Here is a 17,456-nt window from a genome sequence, read left to right on the forward strand (position 1 = left end):
AACAAATGGAGGTGTTATGCTGAAGACATTCAAGCCCCTGGCAAGATTGAATTTAACCTTGCCGACATTGAAGGGACTGGCTTTGACAGGTTTGGCTTTTACAGCATGGGTTTTGGCACCCACGGTGGCTGTTGCCGGTCAGTGCCCCGATTACCTCAATATCAAGTTGAGAAAGCTCCATTCCCAGGAGTCTGTCGACCTGTGTGAACTTACCCAAGGTAAACCTGTGCTTCTGGTCAATACCGCCAGCAATTGTGGTTTTACGCCTCAATTCAAGGCGCTTGAAGCCCTGCATAAGGGCTACCGCGAGCGTGGGCTGGTGGTGATAGGTTTCCCATCCGATGACTTCTTCCAGGAAGAAAACCAAGAGAAAGATACCGCCAAGGTGTGTTACATCAACTATGGCGTAACCTTCACCATGGTGGCCACTTCAGCGGTTCGCGGCAGCGATGTGAACCCGGTATTTGCTTATCTGGGGCAGCAGGCCGGCGCGCCCAAGTGGAACTTCTACAAGTACCTGGTCAGTGGCGATGGGAAACAGGTGCAGAGCTTTAACTCCAGAGTTAAACCCGATAGCGATGAATTGATCAAAGCGATTGAATCTGTGCTTTAATATCTGACTTATTGATTTTCTATCTGAGGTGATTTTGGCTAAGTTTATCGGTCTTGATAAAGACAAGGGCCACGCCGGGCGTGGTAAAACCGGGATATTGCTGTTGAATCTGGGGACGCCGGACGCACCGACACCCGCGGCGGTGCGGCGTTATCTGGCCGAATTTCTCTCCGATCCCAGGGTGGTGGAGATCCCCAAGGCGCTGTGGAAGCTTATTCTCCATGGCATTATTCTCAGGGTCAGGCCAGCCAAATCGGCGGCCCTTTACCGTGAGGTGTGGACTGATAAGGGCTCGCCACTGATGGATATCAGTGAGCGCCAGACCCGGGCCTTGGCAGAAAAGCTCAAGGCCGAAGGTGTTGAAGCCGAAGTTGCCTTGGCGATGCGTTACGGTAACCCGGCGGTGGGCGATGTGCTCAAACGCCTGCACAACCAAGGGGTCGATAAACTGGTTGTACTGCCGCTCTATCCTCAATATGCTGGCCCTACCACGGGCTCTGCGTTTGATGCTATAGCCAAAGAGTTGACTCAATGGCGTTACCTGCCGTCGCTGCATTTTATCCATACCTACCATGATAATCCGCTGTTTATCGAGGCGCTGGCCGAGTCCATCGAAGCTGACTTTGCCCAACACGGCAAACCGCAGAAACTGGTGCTGTCGTACCATGGTATGCCGGAGCGGAATCTCAAGCTGGGCGACCCTTACTACTGCTTCTGTATCAAGACCTCAAGATTGTTGGCCGAGCGTCTTGGGCTGGCAGAGGATGATGTGATCAGCAGCTTCCAGTCCCGTTTCGGCAAGGCCAAATGGCTGGGCCCTTACACGGATGAAACCATGATGGCTCTGCCAAAACAGGGGATCACAGATGTAGCCGTTGCCTGTCCGGCATTCAGCGCCGACTGCCTGGAAACTCTGGAGGAGATTGCCGGGCAGAACCGTGAGTTCTTCGAGCAGGCCGGTGGTAAGTCATTCCGCTATATAGCGGCGCTCAACGACAGGCCGCGCCATATAGAGATGATGGCTGAGTTGGTTCGTCCCTATCTGTAAGCGCTCGTCCCCCTATCCAGGGCTGCAGTCCGGCAGCCCTGCCAACAATATTTGACACTGCCGCTGTTTGCGGATTGCTTCGCTGCCCTTGTTGCCTGCCACGCTATGCCTTAGCTTGGCAAGTTGAATGTTAATTTATGGTTAACAACACAAGAATAGGGATAAGGCATCATGGATCGCCAGCAGATATATGCCAGCATGGCCGGAGAGGGTCGACTGGATTATGAAAAGTACCTCAATACTCCCAAATTGCTCAGCTGTCAGAAGCCCTATGAGCAGCTGTGTAACGCCGATGAGTTGCAGTTTCAAATAGTGCATCAGTCGGAGGAGTTGTGGATGAAGCTCATCTGTTACACCCTGCTGGAGATTGATGAGCGTATGGCTGCAGGGGAGACCTTCAAGGTGTTGACCCTGTTTGCCCGGGTACATAAGGCGATGGGGTTTCTTATCGAGCAACTGAGTATTCTTGATACCATGTCCATCAAGGATTATCAGGCCATTCGGCTGCAGCTTGGCAACGGCAGCGGTCAGGAGTCACCGGGATTCAGAACCCTGTTGCAGCTTTATAAGCCGCTGTGGCTCACTTTTGAGCGAGTCTACCTTGAGCAAAAGGGGCTGACAGTCGAGCAGATATACAACAGTGAATACCGTCATGATGAAAGCTATATGGTGGCCGAGGCCATGATAGAGTACGACCAGCTGTTTCAGCACTTCCGTTACCATCACATCAAACTCATTCACAGAAGCATAGGCATAGACAGCATGTCGCTGAAGGGGCGCAGCACTGAAATCCTCAACTCAGGTATGAAGATGCAGTTTTTCCCTAAACTATGGCAAATTCGCGGTCAGATGACAGATATCTGGGGCGGTGTTTACGGTGTCAAACGCGACTCGATTGCCGACTGAGGAGCCTGGAATGTCGTTGAAATCGCGTTTTCATCTGCCCGAAGGGCACTATTTTTTGTCCCACTCTGTGGGCGCCATGCCAAAGGGCTGCGAAGCTGCGGTCAGCGAGTTTCTCGGCGCCTGGAAGCATCAAGGCGGTGACGCCTGGCCTGTGTGGCTCGAGGGGGTTGAGCTGTTTTTGCAGCAACTTGCGGCTCTGACCCGAGTTCCCGCCAGTGGCTTTTGCCCGCAGCTGAATCTCTCTTCGGCTTTATCCAAGCTGGTCGGCGCCCTGCCGAATGCCAAGCCCGGTCAGCGGATCTTGGCCACCGAACTGGATTTCCCCTCCATGGGGTTTGTACTGCAACAGGCCGAGAAGAAGGGCTACCGACTGCAGTTGCTTGAGCCGCAAGCCGGGCTGGTGTCTTTGAGTCAGTGGCAACAGGCCTTGGGAGAGGATGTGGCGCTGGCCTTTATCACCCATGCCATTTCTGAAAACGGTCAGTTACAGTCTGTGAGTGAAATTTGCGCTCTGGCCCGAAGCTTAGGAGTAATGACAGTGGTGGACATTGCCCAGTCTCTCGGAATCATACCGATAGATTTGGGGCAGTGGCAGGCTGATGCTGTCTTGGGGTCCTGCGTTAAATGGTGTTGCGCTGGCCCGGGGGCGGCCTTTTTATGGCTCAGCGATAAGTTGGCCCAGACGCTGGAGCCTGTGGATCTGGGATGGTTCTCCCATGAGGCGCCGTTTGAGTTCGATATCCATGATTTTCGCTATGCCAAGGGAGCAAAAAGGTTTTGGGGGGGTACGCCTTCCGTATTGCCTTACATGCTGGCGGCGGCGTCACTGCAGCAGCTGCGCGCTTTCGGCGATAGTCAAATTTATCAACACAATCAGCGCCTGGGGCAGGGGATCCTGGATTGTGCCCTGAGTCATGAATTCAAGGTGGTAACGCCCAATATCAGCGGCGAGCGCAGTGGCACTGTGGTAGTCGATTTCGCCGATAGGCAGGCAGCGCAGCAAGTGTTCAACAGATTGGGGATCAAGACAGACTTGCGCCCAAGATTTGGCTTTCGCTTTTCGCCGCATATCTATACCGATGGTGAGGATATGGAGGTTTTGCTGCAGGGGCTCAGACAGTTGGCCGGCAAAAGGCCCTGATCGCTTGGGGGCAGGGTCTAGGGCCGATCCAGATGGGACTCATTCCTGAGGAAGCCGAAATAAGATTGGACCAGCTGCGGCTTAAACTCCCCGGGAGTCTTTAAGCCGCTGAAGTTTCAGTACTGGTTCTCGAAATAGCTTTCGATGATCAGCACAGCAGAGACGGCATCGATCTGGCCCTTGGTCAGCGCCTTGAAGCCACCGAGTTCAAATAATCTGGCCTTGGCATCGGCCGTGGTCAGGCGTTCATCCTGGGTGGCCACCTTGACACCGAAACGCCCGGCAATACGGTTGGCAAACTTACGGGCTCTCTGGGTCATCTCCTGCTCTGTGCCATCCATATTGAGTGGCAGTCCCACCACCACGAGATCCGGTTGCCATTCTTCGATTAAAGCCGCTATCTGCTGCCAATCGGGAATACCATCCACTGCCTTGATGGATGTCAGTGGGCTGGCACTGCCGGTCAACTGCTGACCTATGGCTATGCCTATGCTCTTAGTGCCGAAATCGAAGCCCAGTACGGTTTTTGCTGTCATTTTGCCTCTGTAATCAAGCGTGTCCCATCTGGCTGGACATTTGCCAGATATCGAATCCCAGTGATTGGGTGGCCTTGAGCCAACGATGCTCATGGGGAGTATTGAACAGTATCTCGGGTGTGGCGGGAATGGTCAGCCAGCTGTTTTCCGCCAGTTCCTGCTCCAGCTGGTGGCGGCTCCAACCAGCGTATCCCAGCGCCACCAGAAAATGCTCCGGCGCCTTTGAGGTGCCAAGAGAGGTCAAAATATCCCGTGAGCTGGTCAGCATTATCTCGTCATTGATGGCAGTGCTGTTGGCCCAATAGGGTTGACTGCTGTGCAGTACAAAGCCCCGCTCCGGGTTCACCGGACCGCCTACCAGTACGCTGTTGTCTATTGAAGGCTTGAGAGATACCTCTTCTGCCAGCTCCATCTGCAGCAGTAACTCATCAACCTCAATGCCTATGGGACGATTGACCATGAGTCCCATGGCGCCCTTGCTGTCGTGCTCGCACACATAGATGAGCGAACGCTCGAAGAAAGTATCATCGAGCGAAGGCATGGCGATAAGAAAATGATTTTGCAAACTGTCCATCATACTGCTCCTGGTACTTGTTGCCTGTCAGCCGCCGGCCAGCTTCACCTTGTAGCCCAGCTTCTCCAGCAGGCCCTGGATTTGCTCACGATTGTCGGTCTGGATCTCGATGTCGAACGCTTTTACTGTGCCGCCGCAACCGCATTGCTTCTTGAGTTTTTGTGCCAGTTCTTTCAGCGCCTTGGCATCCAGTCCCAGCCCCTTGATCACTGAAACACCTTTGCCTTTGCGGCCCTTGCTGTCTTTATGGATCCGCACTATACCATCGGATGCAGGGATGGCGGGTTCTTCCTTGGGCTGGCTGATACGGCCTTTGTCGGTACTGTATACCAAACTGACATTAGGATCTGTTTTCATTGTTGATGCTGATCTATGGTTTATGGGCGCAGTCTAGCAGATTTAGCCTAAGCGCCCAATGGCTTGCTCCAAGCCGCTGAAATCAAAAAAAAGCCACCGTTAAGGTGGCTGGTAAAAAACTGAAATTGTGCAGGGAACAATATCAGCCACCGGCTTGGACGCCGGCAATCACAAGAAGATGTCAGGAAAGTAGTATTCCGCCAAGCACTGCCATCACAGATAAAAAGGCGCAGGGCAGCATCAGTATTCTGAGCTTGGGCAGCAGTAGTGTCAGTGTCGTCAGGACAAAGCCGAAAGCGGCCAGATCAAATGGTGAAATCTGTTGCTCGACCAATCTGGCACCGAGCCAACCGAGAATGAGCAGCGGCAGGATAAGCAAACGTCTGGCTTGATTGATGCTGCCTATTCCGGCCAGTTCCTGCGCCTGTTGTAGCAAAGAATTTCGAGTCAGCAAAACACCACTGGCAATAATAAAGAATGCGAGATACCAAAACATGAGTCATTCACCACTTAACCTACATGATAATCATTATCATTTGGTGCTATACTGAAGTCAAGCTGAATCGGTAAACTAAATTTTGTTAAATTCGGTTGTGGAGCAGAAGATTGAAATGTAAGCTGATTTCATGGGTTTTTATGGCCGTTTCCTGGCCTGGGTAAACGAGGAAATTTCGATGAAGTATCTGATAACAGCCGCAATGGCACTGATGCTAAGTGCTTGCAGTACACTGAATACTGGCTGGGATTATGACCCGGGTGTGAACTTCAGCCAGTACAAGAGCTATGCCTGGGTGGAAAAGCAATCCGAAGACACCAGCTATCATCTGGATGGTTTGATGGATCAGCGAGTACGTGATGCCTTGGATCGGCAGTTGGCACAAAAGGGCTTACAGATTGCTACCAAGGAAAACGCCGATATCCTGGTTAACTATCTGACCAAGGTAGACAAGAAAATCAATGTCGACACTTTCAACACCAACTATGGTTACAACCCATATTGGGGGCCGGGTTGGGGCTGGGGCGGCAATATGCAGACCCAAACCACAGTACGCGAATATGAAGTCGGTACCTTGATTGTGGATCTGGTCGACGCCAAGTCCGGCAAGCTCATCTGGCGTGGCTCAGTGGCTGACACTATTCGCGATAGCGATACTCCGCAAAAGCGAATTGCCAAGGTTAACGAGGCGGTAGCCAGTGTAATGAGCAACTTCCCGCCCAAGGTGGAAAAATAACCTCTGATCCACGCGGGCACATTGTGGGAATTCAACATTGGAATAAAGCGGCATAAAGCCGCTTTATTGTTTTTTAAGCAGTTCACGCAGTAGTTGCCGCATTCTGACATTGACTCTGGAGACCTGACTGGCCGATGACTGGAGTACATCCACATTGGCCTGCCAGCCGCCTACTTCAAAATCCAGCTTTACGGCCTGTAATTCCCCCTTACTCATTGCTTCCTGAGCCAAAGGCCTTGGCAGCAGTGCCCAACCAAACCCTTGTTTGGCCAGCTCCAACAGGACGTAATAGTTGTCGGCAAACCAAACATCCGGCGAGTGCACCTGATCGAACCAGAAATTACTCGAGTATTTGCTGCCTATGACCAGTTGTCTGTGCAGTTTGAGAATATCCGTATGCATGGCACGTATCTCGGCCAAGGGGTGTTTGGGGCTGACTAGTAACTCAAAAGTCACAGTGCCTATGGTTTCAAAGTCCAGGGTTTCGGGGTAAACCGGTTCACTGAACAGCAGGCCCAAAGTGGCTTTGCCTTCCTTGACCAGAGCAATCACATCTTTGCTCGAGGCGCACAGCAAACTCAGGCAAATTTGCGGAAACTCTAGCTCCAGTTGTCTGAGCAGATCGCCGAGGCGGTTGTAGGGGATCCCTTCATCAACCGCCAGAATCACTTCCATTGATGTGTCACTGCCCAAACCTGATACCTGTTGAGCCAATCTGCGGTGCTGCGCCAACACGGCTTTGGCGTAGGGCAACAGGTGATGCCCAGCCGCGGTCAATTGGGGATAACGACCGCTGCGGTCAAAGAGTTGCAGCCCGGTATCCAGCTCCAGATTCATTATCTGCTGGCTAATACCGGATTGCACTTTACCCAGTTGTCTGGCGGCGGCTGAAAAGGAGCCCGTCTCGACACTGGCGACAAAAGCTTCCAATTGTTCTGTGGTTAACATATCACTAATGGTGATGGTATCTAACTTTTAAGTATCTTGATGATAGATGATAATCCGCGGCCTGTTAATCAGAATGGAAATAAGCATGACTACTCAAGAACGTATTTTTCAGGCGCTACTATTCGAAGCCATAGCCCTTATTCTATTAATCCCGGTTGCCTCCTGGGCCACAGGCAGCGCAGTGAGCACCATGGCAGGCGTGAGTGTTTTCTTAAGTGTGTGTGCCATTGTGTGGAACTATTTGTACAACCTGGGGTTTGACCGGCTTTATGGCAATAACCGTGATGCCCGTGGTATTGGGCTCAGGTTATTGCATACCCTGGGGTTTGAAGGTGGACTCATTCTGGTGACGGTTCCCGCTATTGCCTGGGCGCTGGAAACCAGCTTGCTCAACGCTTTCTTTATCGAAGCCGGTATTCTGGTGTTCTTCTTTTGCTACAACCCCTTGTTTAACTGGTTCTATGACAGTTTGCGGCTCAAGTATGTCGGCCCATATCAGCAAGGTGTTAAACAATAAAATGCTGTTCCGTTAATTCATTCACTAATTGTCATCAACCAATAATGGTTTGTCTTGGTTAAAAATACGGATATCTATACAATGTGTCTCTGAAAAACTGTGACTTGAGTCATCAAAGCTTCAATGTTGATTGTGGATTATTCTCTGCAGTGACACAGTCGATACTATGGCTTAAATGAGCGGGGAGAGCCGAGTGATAAGTGGTTGGCGAGTGACTTTAGGCTTGGCATTATTGTTGTTGAGTTGGGGCGTGTTTGCCTGGGGTGACTCAGACGGTGATGGCGTCCCTGATAACAAAGATGCCTGTCCCGGAACTCAGACACTGATACCAGTGAGTGCCAATGGTTGTGTCTTGGACAAGGCCTTTTCTCTGACGGATATCTGTCTGCCAACAACTGCTGCCGGTGCCTATCCTGCAGGTTGCGGCATCGCTGAACCTGTCAGGCTATATTTCGACTTGGGCTCGGCGCAGATACCTCTAGCGCAGTGGCCGCAACTGGCCAAAATGAAAGTTTTTCTAGAGCAATACAATGTAAACCTGAGTATTGAAGGGCATGCCGATATCAGCGGTTCGGATGCCATAAATCAACCTTTATCTGCAGCCCGGGCCGAAAGTGCTAAAGCAATATTGATTAAGGATTATGGTTTTCCGGCGGCGCGATTCAGTACTCGTGGATATGGCAGTAAGCAGCCTGCCGCTGATAATACCAATGTCTCAGGCCGCAGCCTTAACCGCAGGGTTGAGTTTGTGGTCGATTTACCTAAGTAATTTAAACAAGGTGTTAAAGGGAGTTTTATGATGGAAAATCTCGAAGGGCTATTGCAACAGGCGCCTGAGTTAATAGCAGCCTACGGCATCAAGATATTGCTTGCCATTGTTATTTTCTTTGTCGGTAAATATCTGTCTAATGTGGCCAAGAAGGTTACGGCTAAAGTATTGAGTAAACGCAAGATAGACCAAACCGTGGTTTCTTTTGTGGCCAATATGGCTTGGGCAGTGGTGTTTGTGTTCACGGTTATCGCTACTTTGGGGCAGATTGGAATTCAGACCGCGTCTCTGGTTGCGGTTCTCGGTGCCGCTGGTTTGGCCGTGGGTTTAGCGCTGCAAGGCTCACTATCTAACTTTGCCGCCGGGGTCTTGATGGTTCTGTTCCGCCCTTGCCGCGTGGGAGATTATATTGAAGCTGCGGGTGTAGCCGGTACTGTCGATGAAATCACTATCTTTTCAACTCGTCTGAAAACCCCGGATAACAAGGTCATCATAGTGCCCAACTCCACTATCATGAACGGTAGCATCACCAACTACTCGGCTATGGACAAGCGCCGCATCGATCTGGTGATCGGGGTTTCTTACGATGCAGATATCCGTCATACCAAGCAGATACTGACTAGCATTCTCGATAACCATGAAAAAGTACTGAAAGAGCCTGGTTATACAGTCGGTCTGCACACCTTGGCTGACTCTTCGGTCAACTATGTGGTTCGCCCTTGGGTGAAGTCTGCTGATTACTGGGGTGTCTACTTCGAGCTGATGGAGCAGATTAAACAATCTCTGGACGACAACGGCATTGGCATCCCTTATCCTCAGATGGATCTGCATGTCAAAGAGTTGCCTTCCAAGTAAGGCCGCTGCAGCATAACATTCAATGCCGTTCACTGGTTGTGAACGGCATTTTCTTTGGCTTAAATAAAATCCATCTTTGGTGATTATTGTCTCGCCAGGCGTTGGTTTTCTGGCAGGTGCTCAAAGTCACTGCGGAAGGGGTTGATGTCCAGCCCACCTCTGCGGGTGTAGCGGGCGTAGACGGTCAATTTACTGCAATGGCAGAAACGCTTCAGATCGGTGAATATTCGCTCGACACACTGCTCGTGGAACTCGTTATGCTGGCGGAAAGAGATCAGATAGCGCAGCAGTTTTTCCCTGTCTATCTTGGGTCCCTGGTAGCGGATCATCACGCTGCCCCAATCAGGCTGTGAGGTGATCAAACAGTTGGACTTAAGCAGGTTGGAGTTCAAGGTCTCGGCGACTATCTGTTTGTCGTCTGTGCTGTCTTCGAGCCATTTGGGGTTGAACTCATAGTCGCTGACTTCAATATCCAGATCGTCAATGCAGTGCCCCGGCAGCTCAACAACTCTCTGGCTGTTGAAGTGCTTGGGCTCAATCACTCTGACTTTTACCTCGCCATTGGCACAGCGGCTCAGATCTTGGGTCAGGGTCTGCTCGACGGCTTCAGTACTGTCAAAGCGGGTTTGATTGAAACTGTTCAGATAGAGCTTGAAGGATTTGGACTCGATTAAATGCTCACTGTTGAGATCCAGCTGGAACTCGGCGATGGCCACCATGGGCTTGCCCTTGGCATTGAGCCAGGAGAGTTCATAGCCGGTCCAGATATCGGCCCCCTGAAACGGCAGAGGCGCACTCAGGTTGATTGCATCACGGTTGAGTTTGCGGGGAACAGCCTGCAATAGCTCAGGGGCGTAATGCTCTTGATAATCTGTCTGCTGACCCAGTGTCAGGCCAGATAAGGCTTCGGCGTTCCGGTAAGGGTCGTGATTCTGTGTCATCAAGCGGGTTTCCGTGTCAAAATAGGCCACCATTATACCTGAATTTGGAAGTGCGATAAGTGTCTTGTGCCCAGGCGTTGGAGCAATTTCTCAGCCGTTATCATCAAAGTTACCAGTCGAGTCTGGGGGAAGGCCCCAGATATTATGCTAGGGGAGAAGCCTCGCCCTGTTTGCTGCAGGAGGATGGTGAAGATCCGCTACTGTGGCAGACTATTCGCCGTGAACAGCCAGGCAGTTTTGCCAATGTCAGTCATGCGCTGGAGTTGCCGCTGCATGCCGATATCGACGAGTTTTATGGGCAGTTTTTTGCCGCGCATCTGTTGTTTGAAGCCGATTTCGGCGAAGGGGAACTACTGCAGCCCTGGAGTCAGGATGATTTTGAGTTTCTGCAGCAGAATCTGATTGGGCACCTGATGATGAAACGCAAGCTCAAGCAGCCACCGACCTGGTTTATCGGCCTATTGGGGCAAGGTGATGAGATGATCTGTGTGGATAATGAAACCGGTGCTGTCTGGCGCGAGACCCCGGGTGAGCTCCCCTCAAAGAAGCTGGCGGATAGCCTGGAAGAGTTTCTTGTTATGCTGCGCCCCAGAGTGGCGCCGGCGGTCGAGCCAGTGGAGCCGGCCATGGCGGATGTCGACCATCCCGGTCTCTGGGCGCGAATGAAGCTTATGTGGCAACACCTGTTTTCTCGCCGCTGACAGTCGGGGTTGCCACTGTCACTATTGATTGATGAACACTGTTATTGATGAGCCTAGGCTATTGATGATCCCAGGAGAGGTTGGAGACTATCCGGCAGTTATCACAGCGGAAATGAAATAGATCCAGCAACGGGCTGGGTTGGCGCCAGTCCGGGTTGCCGCAACGGGGGCAGGGACGGGCCAATTCGGCTTGCTTACTCTCTCCCCCGACCCGGTAAAGGTAGTAATAGGTCGGAATTTGGGTCAGATATTCGATGCGGCCGCGCAGATCCCAGCCGCGGCGGAACAGATCGCTGTCCGGGCTGGAAAGCTCCTCGAGGGCGGCAAATTCGGCCTTGGTTGCTGCGGCCATCTGCAGTTCATCACAGGCTTGCCACTCGGTTTGCCAACGGATCACCCGCTTGTGATCGCCGTTGAAGGTCGCGGGAATGCGATAGAGTGGAATGGGTAGCAAGTTATCGCCGCTGCGCAGCGGCGAGCACATATGCACATAGCTGGTATAAAGTAGCTGCCAACTTGGGGGCTCCAGGGTGCTGACCTCGGAATTGATATCCTGACCTATGAGCTTTTCCTTGGGGGCCAGCAGTTTGGCCTCGGTTAACTGCTGCAACGCCTGTTTGGCCCAGGGACTGTTGTGCCTGTTGGCCAGACTGGTTTCTTCCGGTAGCAGCAGCCTGACTCTGAACTCCCCGTCCCTAAAGGCCACCGCAAATTCGCGCCCCAATACCTGACCGTTGGCCCGCCAGGCCTCAAGCAGGGTATTGATGGCTTTTTCTGCGGCGCTGATAGTGGTGTTGGCAAAGCATTCAAACCTGAGTTCGCAGACAAACATTATTGCTGGCCCTCAAGCTTGGCGAGTCTTTGTTGCAAGGCCGCGAATTCTTGTTTCAGTTGCTGCTGTTCCTGGCGTAGCTGGCTGATCTCCTGCTGAAGAACTTCTACTGTGGTGACAGCTTGTTGTTGTGGCACGGTTTCTTGCAGTTGAGGTGCGTCTTCAAGCAGTTTTTCCCGTTCACTCTCTGGCAGGGATTTGAAACGCTGCAGACCTTCAACCAGCAGTGGCATTGGTAACTTGTTGCCGAGTCTTGCCTTAATCAGTGCCAGAGAGGGAGTATGGCCGCTTTGGGCTACTGCCGCCGCGGCGGCCATGACCTGTTCCAGTGGAGTGGACATCTTGGTAAAAAACCTCACATTTTCGCCAATAGCTACATAGTGCAGCAGTTGTTTGCTTTTATCATTTTGATATTTATCAGTTTATTTGTTGGCCTGCATGTTGCATAGCGTTTGCTGCATTTGCTTAACAAAAGTTAACATTTGATAAATATAACAAGGAGTGACAATGAACAAGTTATTACTGCCACTGATGGGGATTGCAAGCTTAGGGCTTAGTGCCTGTGTGGTCAATGTCGGCGATCACGAAGCCAACTGGGATGAAAAGGAGTCCTGGCAGCTGCAGCAACAGCAAAATCAGCAACAACTGGCCAAGTTGACTCTGGGGATGGATCAGCAACAGGTGCAGCAGCTCATGGGGCAGGCCGACTTTAATGAAGCCTTTCTCTCCAATGATCAGCAAGTACAGGTACTATTTTACCGTACCCGCCACAGACACAGTGATGGCAAGACCACCAAGGATGAGTGCACCCCCTTGGTGTTTCGCGATCAACAACTGATTGGCTGGGGCGATAAGGCCTACGCGCAGCTGTAATTCACACTCATCCCAATTTCAATCAACTCCTGAGCTGGGCGTCCAAATGGTCTATGGTGTCTGACCATTGGGCGTCCTCGGCCAGAGCCTCTGTTAAAAAAGTGCGCTGCGCTTCATTCCAGAATGGTGCATCCACCAGTTTGACTCCCTCGGGGATAGAATGTGTGCCGATAAAGCCTTCTATCGCCTTGCTGCTGCTGGGGAGTCCCAATTGCTCAAATAAATGGGCCAAGTCTGTGTGGGTGGTATCCATATTCTGACCTCCAGAAGTCCTGACATATATTGCCAAGGTGATGAGTGACGGGTGAACAAGCCTTCATAAAACAGATAGTAAGCCTTATTCCTTTCCCTTAGCTTATACCAATCGAACCGCAGATCCATTGCTTTAAATCGGCAGAGCTTAATATCTCTGTGTGAATGTTGCCCACGGCAGTAGTCGAACGGCCTGATAAGCAAAAGATTGTACTTTGATCCAAAATTGTTAAATTGGAAACTACCCTTTTGGCTGACAAGGACAACAACAAATGGAAACCCAGACTCCCGATTCTCTGCGTGCCGTCTACCTGACGGCAGAAGATTTGCGCCTGGCCGCATCAATTCTCTATAACGCCTATCACGATGATGCGTTTTTTCAGCAGACCTTGCCGGCTGCCAATGCCGCCGAATATGAACAAAAGCTCAGAGCCGCAATTCGTGAAGAGCTCAATGAGCTTTGGCAACAGGAGCAGCCCCTTATTGGGTTGTTCGATGCTGAGCGCTTGGTTGGGGTTGCCTGCGTGGTGACCTCATCACTTCCCCAAGGCGAAGGGCGCTATTGGCATTGGCGTTTGAAAATGCTGCTGGGGACAGGTTGGCAATCGACGCAGAAGTTGATGCAGAAGGAAAATTCCATTCTGGAGCACCTGCCGGCGACAGAGTACGGCGTTATTCAATTTATCGCAGTAGCATTAACCGAGCAACACAAGGGGTATGGCAAGTTGCTCGTCCAGGCGGTATTGGGTTGGTGTGATGAGCAGCCGGAGCTGGAAGGGGTTGGAGTCTTTGTGACCGAGGATGGCCATTCTCATCTGTTCCGAGAGCAAGGCTTTGTACCTGTGGTTGAGCTCAATATAGGGCAGTTAACCGGAGAGTTGCTCTTTTACCACAGTCATACCGATGATGACGTCTACCAATAACAGGAGTTAAGAGTGGAGCAAAAGTACAAGAGTTTTGCCGAGTTTTATCCTTTCTACCTGTCGCAGCATTCCGATCCCGTATGCCGAGGTTTGCATTATCTAGGTTCGACCCTGGTATTGCTTATTCTGTTATTCAGCCTGCTTAGTGGACAATTTGTATGGCTCTTGGCTCTGCCTGTGGTGGGTTATGGCTTTGCTTGGATGGGTCACTTTGGTTTTGAACACAATAAGCCGGCGACCTTTCAATACCCAGTCTACAGCTTGATGGCTGACTGGGTCATGTTGGCCCAATTTGTCAGTGGTAAACGTCGTTTCTGAGTGTTTTTGGTTATTTACCAGTACCAATGTGAGACATGTCTCACAAAGCTGTGCGACAAACATAAGCCTTATTGGCTGTTCTTACTGGCGAATAATTAAATGTTGTTAATAAACAAGTATTTAGCCTTTTATTAGCGACAGCTGAATATTTGTCATTCCCAGCATGTTCTAAAATTGACCATCTCAAAGAGGGGGGCCTTGGGTACACTTAAGTTGTGGTCAGGGCAGGATGCTTTGACAGAGCTTCCAAGGAAGGGCAAGTGTCAGGATGACACGTTTTGGGAAGGCCTATTCAAGGATGAGCTGCAAGGAAGGCTGATAAATGGATTTCAGTCATGGATGACAATCAAGACAGGACGTCTTGAAACCATTCCAGGGACGTTAAAGCCAAGGAAACGGCTCGCATGGAAAGCGGTATCCAAGATGGATACACAGGAGATTTTTTCCGGTAATAAGGAAATTGCCGCGCCAGGAAAGGCCATTTGAGCCAGGAAGGTCTGCTAAGGAAAGCGTTCAGGACGAAGTAGAGGACAGGCTCAGGGATGCCAGCCTTTGGGTTAATGGAAAACTCAACTCATGGACGACAACAAGCTCGTGGATGGGCAAACATGGAAGATGAGTGCCAGGAGGCCATAAGGAGGCTCAAGGGAATTGAGCAGACACCAGGATGGTTGTAAGCAGGGATGAAAAGATAGCTTGGAAGCTGTCATCACTGAGACAAGGTGTCCACAGGAAGAAATTCATACGCATGGAAGGTGCAGGGAGCACAACTCAGCGGGATGGCTGACAGCAGTAAATAGGGCGCGTCTTAGGACGCGCCTTTTCTTTTGCTGTTTTTTCGTATAGGGAGTCATTAAAGCTTGGGTAATTCCGGTACTGATTTATAGCCGATGTGTATTTAACTACACACCGTTTTCCATTAAAGCTGGGCGTCGTGTGCGAGATGTCTCACAAAGTTGTGAGACAAACAAGAGTTAAACAGCGGGTTTTGTCGCTGAAAAACAATTAAGCCATTTAAAATTAATTATTTATGCAATTCATTTCAATTGCTGCAAAAAAGTTGCACGAGTTATTGAACGGTTTCTGTACAACCCTGGGGGCGGGATTGGATTAGTATTTAAATCATCCAAGGACAAGGATGATTCAGGAAACAAGGTCAGGAAGACCTAAACCGTGAGGAACACGGTCCAAGGATGACTCAAGGAAGATGCCTATCAGGATGATGGCAAACAGGGAAAGGTACTGACCCAAGGAATGTGGTCAGCGTCAGGAAGACGAAACAGGATGTATTGAACGGATGCGCAAGGACGATACTGGACACGCTTAAGGATAGAGCAAGGCCCGATCAAGGGATAATCGGGACTAAGGGAACAGGTACGCAAGTACAGGGACTCACCAGGATGGTACAGGGAGCGCAGGACGCACGGCAGACGCATGGATGGTGCAGGGAAGCAACTTAATAGCTGGAAGGCTTAACAGAGAAATAGATGGGCGCGGCTTAATTGTCGCGCCCTTTCTTATTTTAGGGATTTTTTATTTGGGGACTTAAACGGTTCTCAAACTTTGAAGGCGCAAGAGCTTGCTGCCATATTCCTGACTTTTTATCTGTGTAACTGGCCAAACTTTGTTGATTCTTCAACGACGGGAGCGGCTCAGTTTTCTGTCAGATGCAGCAAAATATCAGCGGCACTTACCCGAACGGCACCCCCCTCCTGAGCCACAACCACCACCGACACTGCCTCTGGCCGTTGGCGCTTCATGCCATTCGGGTTCGGGAAAGATGGGCCACTCTATTTTCTGGATCTGTTTGCCGTGCATTAGAATATGGCCGCGATACTGGTTGATGCCATCGGTACTGAACTCAAACATAAAGCGTGCCTTCCAGCACAGACCATTCCGGCCACCTATGCTGGGACGCGCCGACTCCATGGCGATGGCAAGCATCTGCACCTTTTGTCGCTGGCATTCCCTTTCGGCAAATACCCGGCTGAGTTCGGCCATTTGTCGCAGCTGCCAGAAAAACGCAGCAATCATAACCAGCGCTGCGATCAGTAGAAAATCTGTCATCATTCTGTGGTCGCCCTGAACAGACCGCCAATGGCGCCGGATAGGCGGTCACTGCGGTGAGGATTGCGAAGTTCGCTCAATACCTGGGTACGTATCCCGGGTATGGCCACAATATCAGCAAAGATTTGATTAAAGAAGCTTTGCTCCTGTAAAGCCAAAGCCTCGAGATAAATTTTGCGGCATCCATCCTGTTTCAGACTAAGCCAGCAGCGGGCGGCAATGGCGATCAAGGCGTCAATATTCAGCGCTTGTTGCTTGTCCAGCTCAGTTATCGCCTGTTGGCAAAGTTCAGGGTGAGACGCCAAGGCGCGAAGGAAGTAAACCTTATGCTCGGGGGCAGCATCTTTGAATGCCTGGAAGAGCGTTTCGGCAAGCGCCTCTGGCAATAGTATATGTTCCAGTTGCTGGCAAAGGGCTATCTGCACCTCGGCGGCGCCTTTGCTCAACCCTTGTTGCAACAGAGCAGAGTGATCCAATTCATTGACCCGGGCACAGATATCCGCCAGCCCTTGCAGCCCCAAATGTTGCCAGTTTTCGGCAGCCACCTTGCCGCTCAGGTATTGGCAGGCGTATTCATACTGCACAGAAGCGGCTTGTCCCAGTTGTTTGCGCACCAAGGCGTTGAACAGGGCCAGTTTTTCCTGTGGCGGCTTGAAACTGAAGGGATGATTGGCCATCTGTTGCTGCTGAGCTTCGGTCAGTTCACGGGTCAGGTTTTCCCCCATGGCTTCAAGCAACATCTGAATAAACTGGCTGCGTGCAGCGGGGACCAGGAGTCCGCGCTCATCCAAAGGTAATTTCAGGAACCAGATATATTGTTGATTACTGCCATCCCAGAATACCAGGGCAAACTGGGCATGCCCTTGTATGGGGAAGGGATAGGGGCTTTGAAGGGCTTCTATCTGATGAAAAGCCATGGGATCTATGTGTTGCACCCGGCGGCCGAGATCATAGACCTGATATTGGGTGTTGGCGGCGGTGAGAAGTTCGCTGAGGGTAGTGATACTGTCCATGCTCGTTTGACTCTTGTACAACAAATGCGGTGCATTATAG

At 51.1% G+C, this 17,456-nt stretch carries 24 protein-coding genes; 13 read left to right on the plus strand and 11 right to left on the minus strand.

Annotated elements, in window-relative coordinates; genetic code table 11:
• The first annotated feature begins 16 nt into the window (after window positions 1-16).
• From CBE72_RS16500 to CBE72_RS16515, 4 genes are all read left to right on the plus strand, one after another.
• Entirely contained in the window at window positions 17-613 is a 597-nt protein-coding gene (locus tag CBE72_RS16500; protein WP_100145122.1) for a glutathione peroxidase, read from the plus strand.
• A gap of 34 nt (window positions 614-647) precedes the next feature.
• On the plus strand, window positions 648-1,661 hold the full coding sequence (hemH, locus tag CBE72_RS16505; RefSeq protein WP_100145767.1) for a ferrochelatase: 1,014 nt from the start codon (window positions 648-650) through the stop codon (window positions 1,659-1,661).
• A 171-nt stretch (window positions 1,662-1,832) separates the two neighbouring features.
• Complete coding sequence (locus CBE72_RS16510; RefSeq protein ID WP_100145124.1) at window positions 1,833-2,567, plus strand: tryptophan 2,3-dioxygenase family protein; 735 nt, start codon at window positions 1,833-1,835, stop codon at window positions 2,565-2,567.
• 10 nt (window positions 2,568-2,577) lie between these two features.
• On the plus strand, window positions 2,578-3,708 hold the full coding sequence (locus CBE72_RS16515) for an aminotransferase class V-fold PLP-dependent enzyme (RefSeq protein ID WP_100145126.1): 1,131 nt from the start codon (window positions 2,578-2,580) through the stop codon (window positions 3,706-3,708).
• A gap of 116 nt (window positions 3,709-3,824) precedes the next feature.
• On the opposite strand, the gene ruvX is transcribed toward CBE72_RS16515, so the two are convergent.
• The 4 genes from ruvX to CBE72_RS16535 all read right to left on the minus strand — a co-directional run bounded on the left by ruvX (window position 3,825) and on the right by CBE72_RS16535 (window position 5,671).
• Window positions 3,825-4,244 (minus strand): Holliday junction resolvase RuvX, encoded by a 420-nt coding sequence (gene ruvX, locus CBE72_RS16520; protein ID WP_025009458.1) that lies wholly within the window; start codon window positions 4,242-4,244, stop codon window positions 3,825-3,827.
• 13 nt (window positions 4,245-4,257) lie between these two features.
• Window positions 4,258-4,818 carry a YqgE/AlgH family protein gene (locus CBE72_RS16525; RefSeq protein WP_062793315.1) on the minus strand — a complete coding sequence of 187 codons (561 nt, stop codon included), beginning with the start codon at window positions 4,816-4,818 and terminating at the stop codon, window positions 4,258-4,260.
• Between the two features lie 27 nt (window positions 4,819-4,845).
• Complete coding sequence (yciH, locus tag CBE72_RS16530) at window positions 4,846-5,175, minus strand: stress response translation initiation inhibitor YciH (protein WP_100145128.1); 330 nt, start codon at window positions 5,173-5,175, stop codon at window positions 4,846-4,848.
• A gap of 181 nt (window positions 5,176-5,356) precedes the next feature.
• Window positions 5,357-5,671, minus strand: coding sequence for a hypothetical protein (locus tag CBE72_RS16535; protein ID WP_100145130.1), 315 nt, complete (start codon window positions 5,669-5,671; stop codon window positions 5,357-5,359).
• A gap of 178 nt (window positions 5,672-5,849) precedes the next feature.
• Between CBE72_RS16535 and CBE72_RS16540 the strand changes: the two genes are divergently transcribed.
• A complete protein-coding gene (locus tag CBE72_RS16540; protein WP_025009455.1) occupies window positions 5,850-6,407 on the plus strand; it encodes a DUF4136 domain-containing protein in 558 nt (185 codons plus the stop codon).
• A gap of 63 nt (window positions 6,408-6,470) precedes the next feature.
• Here CBE72_RS16540 and CBE72_RS16545 read toward each other — a convergent pair whose 3' ends face one another.
• Window positions 6,471-7,355, minus strand: a complete 885-nt coding sequence (locus tag CBE72_RS16545; RefSeq protein ID WP_100145132.1) for a LysR family transcriptional regulator — start codon at window positions 7,353-7,355, stop codon at window positions 6,471-6,473.
• Window positions 7,356-7,440: 85 nt separating this feature from the next.
• Between CBE72_RS16545 and CBE72_RS16550 the strand changes: the two genes are divergently transcribed.
• The 3 genes from CBE72_RS16550 to CBE72_RS16560 all read left to right on the plus strand — a co-directional run bounded on the left by CBE72_RS16550 (window position 7,441) and on the right by CBE72_RS16560 (window position 9,496).
• The gene (locus CBE72_RS16550; protein WP_100145134.1) at window positions 7,441-7,872 is read left to right on the plus strand and encodes a PACE efflux transporter; all 432 of its coding nucleotides are present in this window, start codon (window positions 7,441-7,443) and stop codon (window positions 7,870-7,872) included.
• Between the two features lie 193 nt (window positions 7,873-8,065).
• Window positions 8,066-8,641 carry an OmpA family protein gene (locus CBE72_RS16555; protein WP_037473763.1) on the plus strand — a complete coding sequence of 192 codons (576 nt, stop codon included), beginning with the start codon at window positions 8,066-8,068 and terminating at the stop codon, window positions 8,639-8,641.
• Window positions 8,642-8,671: 30 nt separating this feature from the next.
• Window positions 8,672-9,496, plus strand: a complete 825-nt coding sequence (locus tag CBE72_RS16560) for a mechanosensitive ion channel family protein (RefSeq protein WP_100145769.1) — start codon at window positions 8,672-8,674, stop codon at window positions 9,494-9,496.
• An 83-nt stretch (window positions 9,497-9,579) separates the two neighbouring features.
• Here the strand turns inward: CBE72_RS16560 and queF are convergent, their stop codons facing one another.
• Complete coding sequence (gene queF, locus CBE72_RS16565; RefSeq protein WP_100145771.1) at window positions 9,580-10,437, minus strand: NADPH-dependent 7-cyano-7-deazaguanine reductase QueF; 858 nt, start codon at window positions 10,435-10,437, stop codon at window positions 9,580-9,582.
• Between the two features lie 59 nt (window positions 10,438-10,496).
• On the opposite strand from queF, the gene syd reads away from it, so the two are divergent.
• The gene (syd, locus tag CBE72_RS16570; RefSeq protein WP_100145136.1) at window positions 10,497-11,138 is read left to right on the plus strand and encodes a SecY-interacting protein; all 642 of its coding nucleotides are present in this window, start codon (window positions 10,497-10,499) and stop codon (window positions 11,136-11,138) included.
• Between the two features lie 58 nt (window positions 11,139-11,196).
• On the opposite strand, the gene CBE72_RS16575 is transcribed toward syd, so the two are convergent.
• Both CBE72_RS16575 and CBE72_RS16580 read right to left on the minus strand, forming a co-directional pair.
• On the minus strand, window positions 11,197-11,970 hold the full coding sequence (locus CBE72_RS16575; RefSeq protein WP_028779837.1) for a Zn-ribbon-containing protein: 774 nt from the start codon (window positions 11,968-11,970) through the stop codon (window positions 11,197-11,199).
• The gene (locus tag CBE72_RS16580) at window positions 11,970-12,311 is read right to left on the minus strand and encodes a hypothetical protein (protein WP_100145773.1); all 342 of its coding nucleotides are present in this window, start codon (window positions 12,309-12,311) and stop codon (window positions 11,970-11,972) included. The genes CBE72_RS16575 and CBE72_RS16580 overlap by 1 nt, the downstream gene beginning before the upstream one ends.
• Before the next feature lie 166 nt (window positions 12,312-12,477).
• Here CBE72_RS16580 and CBE72_RS16585 point away from each other — a divergent pair, with 166 nt between their 5' ends.
• On the plus strand, window positions 12,478-12,843 hold the full coding sequence (locus CBE72_RS16585; protein WP_037466957.1) for a DUF3192 domain-containing protein: 366 nt from the start codon (window positions 12,478-12,480) through the stop codon (window positions 12,841-12,843).
• A gap of 22 nt (window positions 12,844-12,865) precedes the next feature.
• Here the strand turns inward: CBE72_RS16585 and CBE72_RS16590 are convergent, their stop codons facing one another.
• Window positions 12,866-13,096 (minus strand): DUF2789 domain-containing protein, encoded by a 231-nt coding sequence (locus CBE72_RS16590; RefSeq protein WP_025010969.1) that lies wholly within the window; start codon window positions 13,094-13,096, stop codon window positions 12,866-12,868.
• Between the two features lie 271 nt (window positions 13,097-13,367).
• Between CBE72_RS16590 and CBE72_RS16595 the strand changes: the two genes are divergently transcribed.
• From CBE72_RS16595 to CBE72_RS16605, 3 genes are all read left to right on the plus strand, one after another.
• Complete coding sequence (locus CBE72_RS16595) at window positions 13,368-14,018, plus strand: GNAT family N-acetyltransferase (protein WP_100145138.1); 651 nt, start codon at window positions 13,368-13,370, stop codon at window positions 14,016-14,018.
• Between the two features lie 12 nt (window positions 14,019-14,030).
• On the plus strand, window positions 14,031-14,336 hold the full coding sequence (locus tag CBE72_RS16600) for an Mpo1-like protein (RefSeq protein ID WP_028779840.1): 306 nt from the start codon (window positions 14,031-14,033) through the stop codon (window positions 14,334-14,336).
• A 198-nt stretch (window positions 14,337-14,534) separates the two neighbouring features.
• A complete protein-coding gene (locus CBE72_RS16605) occupies window positions 14,535-14,822 on the plus strand; it encodes a hypothetical protein (protein ID WP_100145140.1) in 288 nt (95 codons plus the stop codon).
• A gap of 1,194 nt (window positions 14,823-16,016) precedes the next feature.
• Here CBE72_RS16605 and CBE72_RS16615 read toward each other — a convergent pair.
• The gene (locus CBE72_RS16615) at window positions 16,017-16,406 is read right to left on the minus strand and encodes a DUF3301 domain-containing protein (RefSeq protein WP_100145142.1); all 390 of its coding nucleotides are present in this window, start codon (window positions 16,404-16,406) and stop codon (window positions 16,017-16,019) included.
• Window positions 16,403-17,416: a DUF3549 family protein gene (locus tag CBE72_RS16620; protein WP_100145144.1), complete on the minus strand. Its 1,014-nt coding sequence runs from the start codon at window positions 17,414-17,416 to the stop codon at window positions 16,403-16,405. Before CBE72_RS16620 ends, CBE72_RS16615 begins: the two co-directional genes overlap by 4 nt.
• Between the last annotated feature and the right edge of the window lie 40 nt (window positions 17,417-17,456).

The sequence above is a fragment of the Shewanella carassii genome, from assembly GCF_002777975.1.
GTDB classification, from domain to species: domain Bacteria; phylum Pseudomonadota; class Gammaproteobacteria; order Enterobacterales; family Shewanellaceae; genus Shewanella; species Shewanella carassii.

Coding starts and splice junctions, on each gene's coding strand:
- CBE72_RS16515 (WP_100145126.1), top strand. CDS start 2,578: ATGTCGTTGAAATCGCGTTTTCATCTGCCCGAAGGGCACTATTTTTTG.
- CBE72_RS16560 (WP_100145769.1), top strand. CDS start 8,672: ATGGAAAATCTCGAAGGGCTATTGCAACAGGCGCCTGAGTTAATAGCA.
- CBE72_RS16575 (WP_028779837.1), bottom strand. CDS start 11,970: ATGTTTGTCTGCGAACTCAGGTTTGAATGCTTTGCCAACACCACTATC.
- CBE72_RS16510 (WP_100145124.1), top strand. CDS start 1,833: ATGGATCGCCAGCAGATATATGCCAGCATGGCCGGAGAGGGTCGACTG.
- CBE72_RS16535 (WP_100145130.1), bottom strand. CDS start 5,671: ATGTTTTGGTATCTCGCATTCTTTATTATTGCCAGTGGTGTTTTGCTG.
- ruvX (WP_025009458.1), bottom strand. CDS start 4,244: ATGACAGCAAAAACCGTACTGGGCTTCGATTTCGGCACTAAGAGCATA.
- CBE72_RS16540 (WP_025009455.1), top strand. CDS start 5,850: ATGAAGTATCTGATAACAGCCGCAATGGCACTGATGCTAAGTGCTTGC.
- CBE72_RS16580 (WP_100145773.1), bottom strand. CDS start 12,311: ATGTCCACTCCACTGGAACAGGTCATGGCCGCCGCGGCGGCAGTAGCC.
- yciH (WP_100145128.1), bottom strand. CDS start 5,175: ATGAAAACAGATCCTAATGTCAGTTTGGTATACAGTACCGACAAAGGC.
- CBE72_RS16615 (WP_100145142.1), bottom strand. CDS start 16,406: ATGATGACAGATTTTCTACTGATCGCAGCGCTGGTTATGATTGCTGCG.
- CBE72_RS16620 (WP_100145144.1), bottom strand. CDS start 17,416: ATGGACAGTATCACTACCCTCAGCGAACTTCTCACCGCCGCCAACACC.
- CBE72_RS16545 (WP_100145132.1), bottom strand. CDS start 7,355: ATGTTAACCACAGAACAATTGGAAGCTTTTGTCGCCAGTGTCGAGACG.
- CBE72_RS16550 (WP_100145134.1), top strand. CDS start 7,441: ATGACTACTCAAGAACGTATTTTTCAGGCGCTACTATTCGAAGCCATA.
- queF (WP_100145771.1), bottom strand. CDS start 10,437: ATGACACAGAATCACGACCCTTACCGGAACGCCGAAGCCTTATCTGGC.
- CBE72_RS16590 (WP_025010969.1), bottom strand. CDS start 13,096: ATGGATACCACCCACACAGACTTGGCCCATTTATTTGAGCAATTGGGA.
- CBE72_RS16595 (WP_100145138.1), top strand. CDS start 13,368: ATGGAAACCCAGACTCCCGATTCTCTGCGTGCCGTCTACCTGACGGCA.
- CBE72_RS16525 (WP_062793315.1), bottom strand. CDS start 4,818: ATGGACAGTTTGCAAAATCATTTTCTTATCGCCATGCCTTCGCTCGAT.
- CBE72_RS16500 (WP_100145122.1), top strand. CDS start 17: ATGCTGAAGACATTCAAGCCCCTGGCAAGATTGAATTTAACCTTGCCG.
- CBE72_RS16585 (WP_037466957.1), top strand. CDS start 12,478: ATGAACAAGTTATTACTGCCACTGATGGGGATTGCAAGCTTAGGGCTT.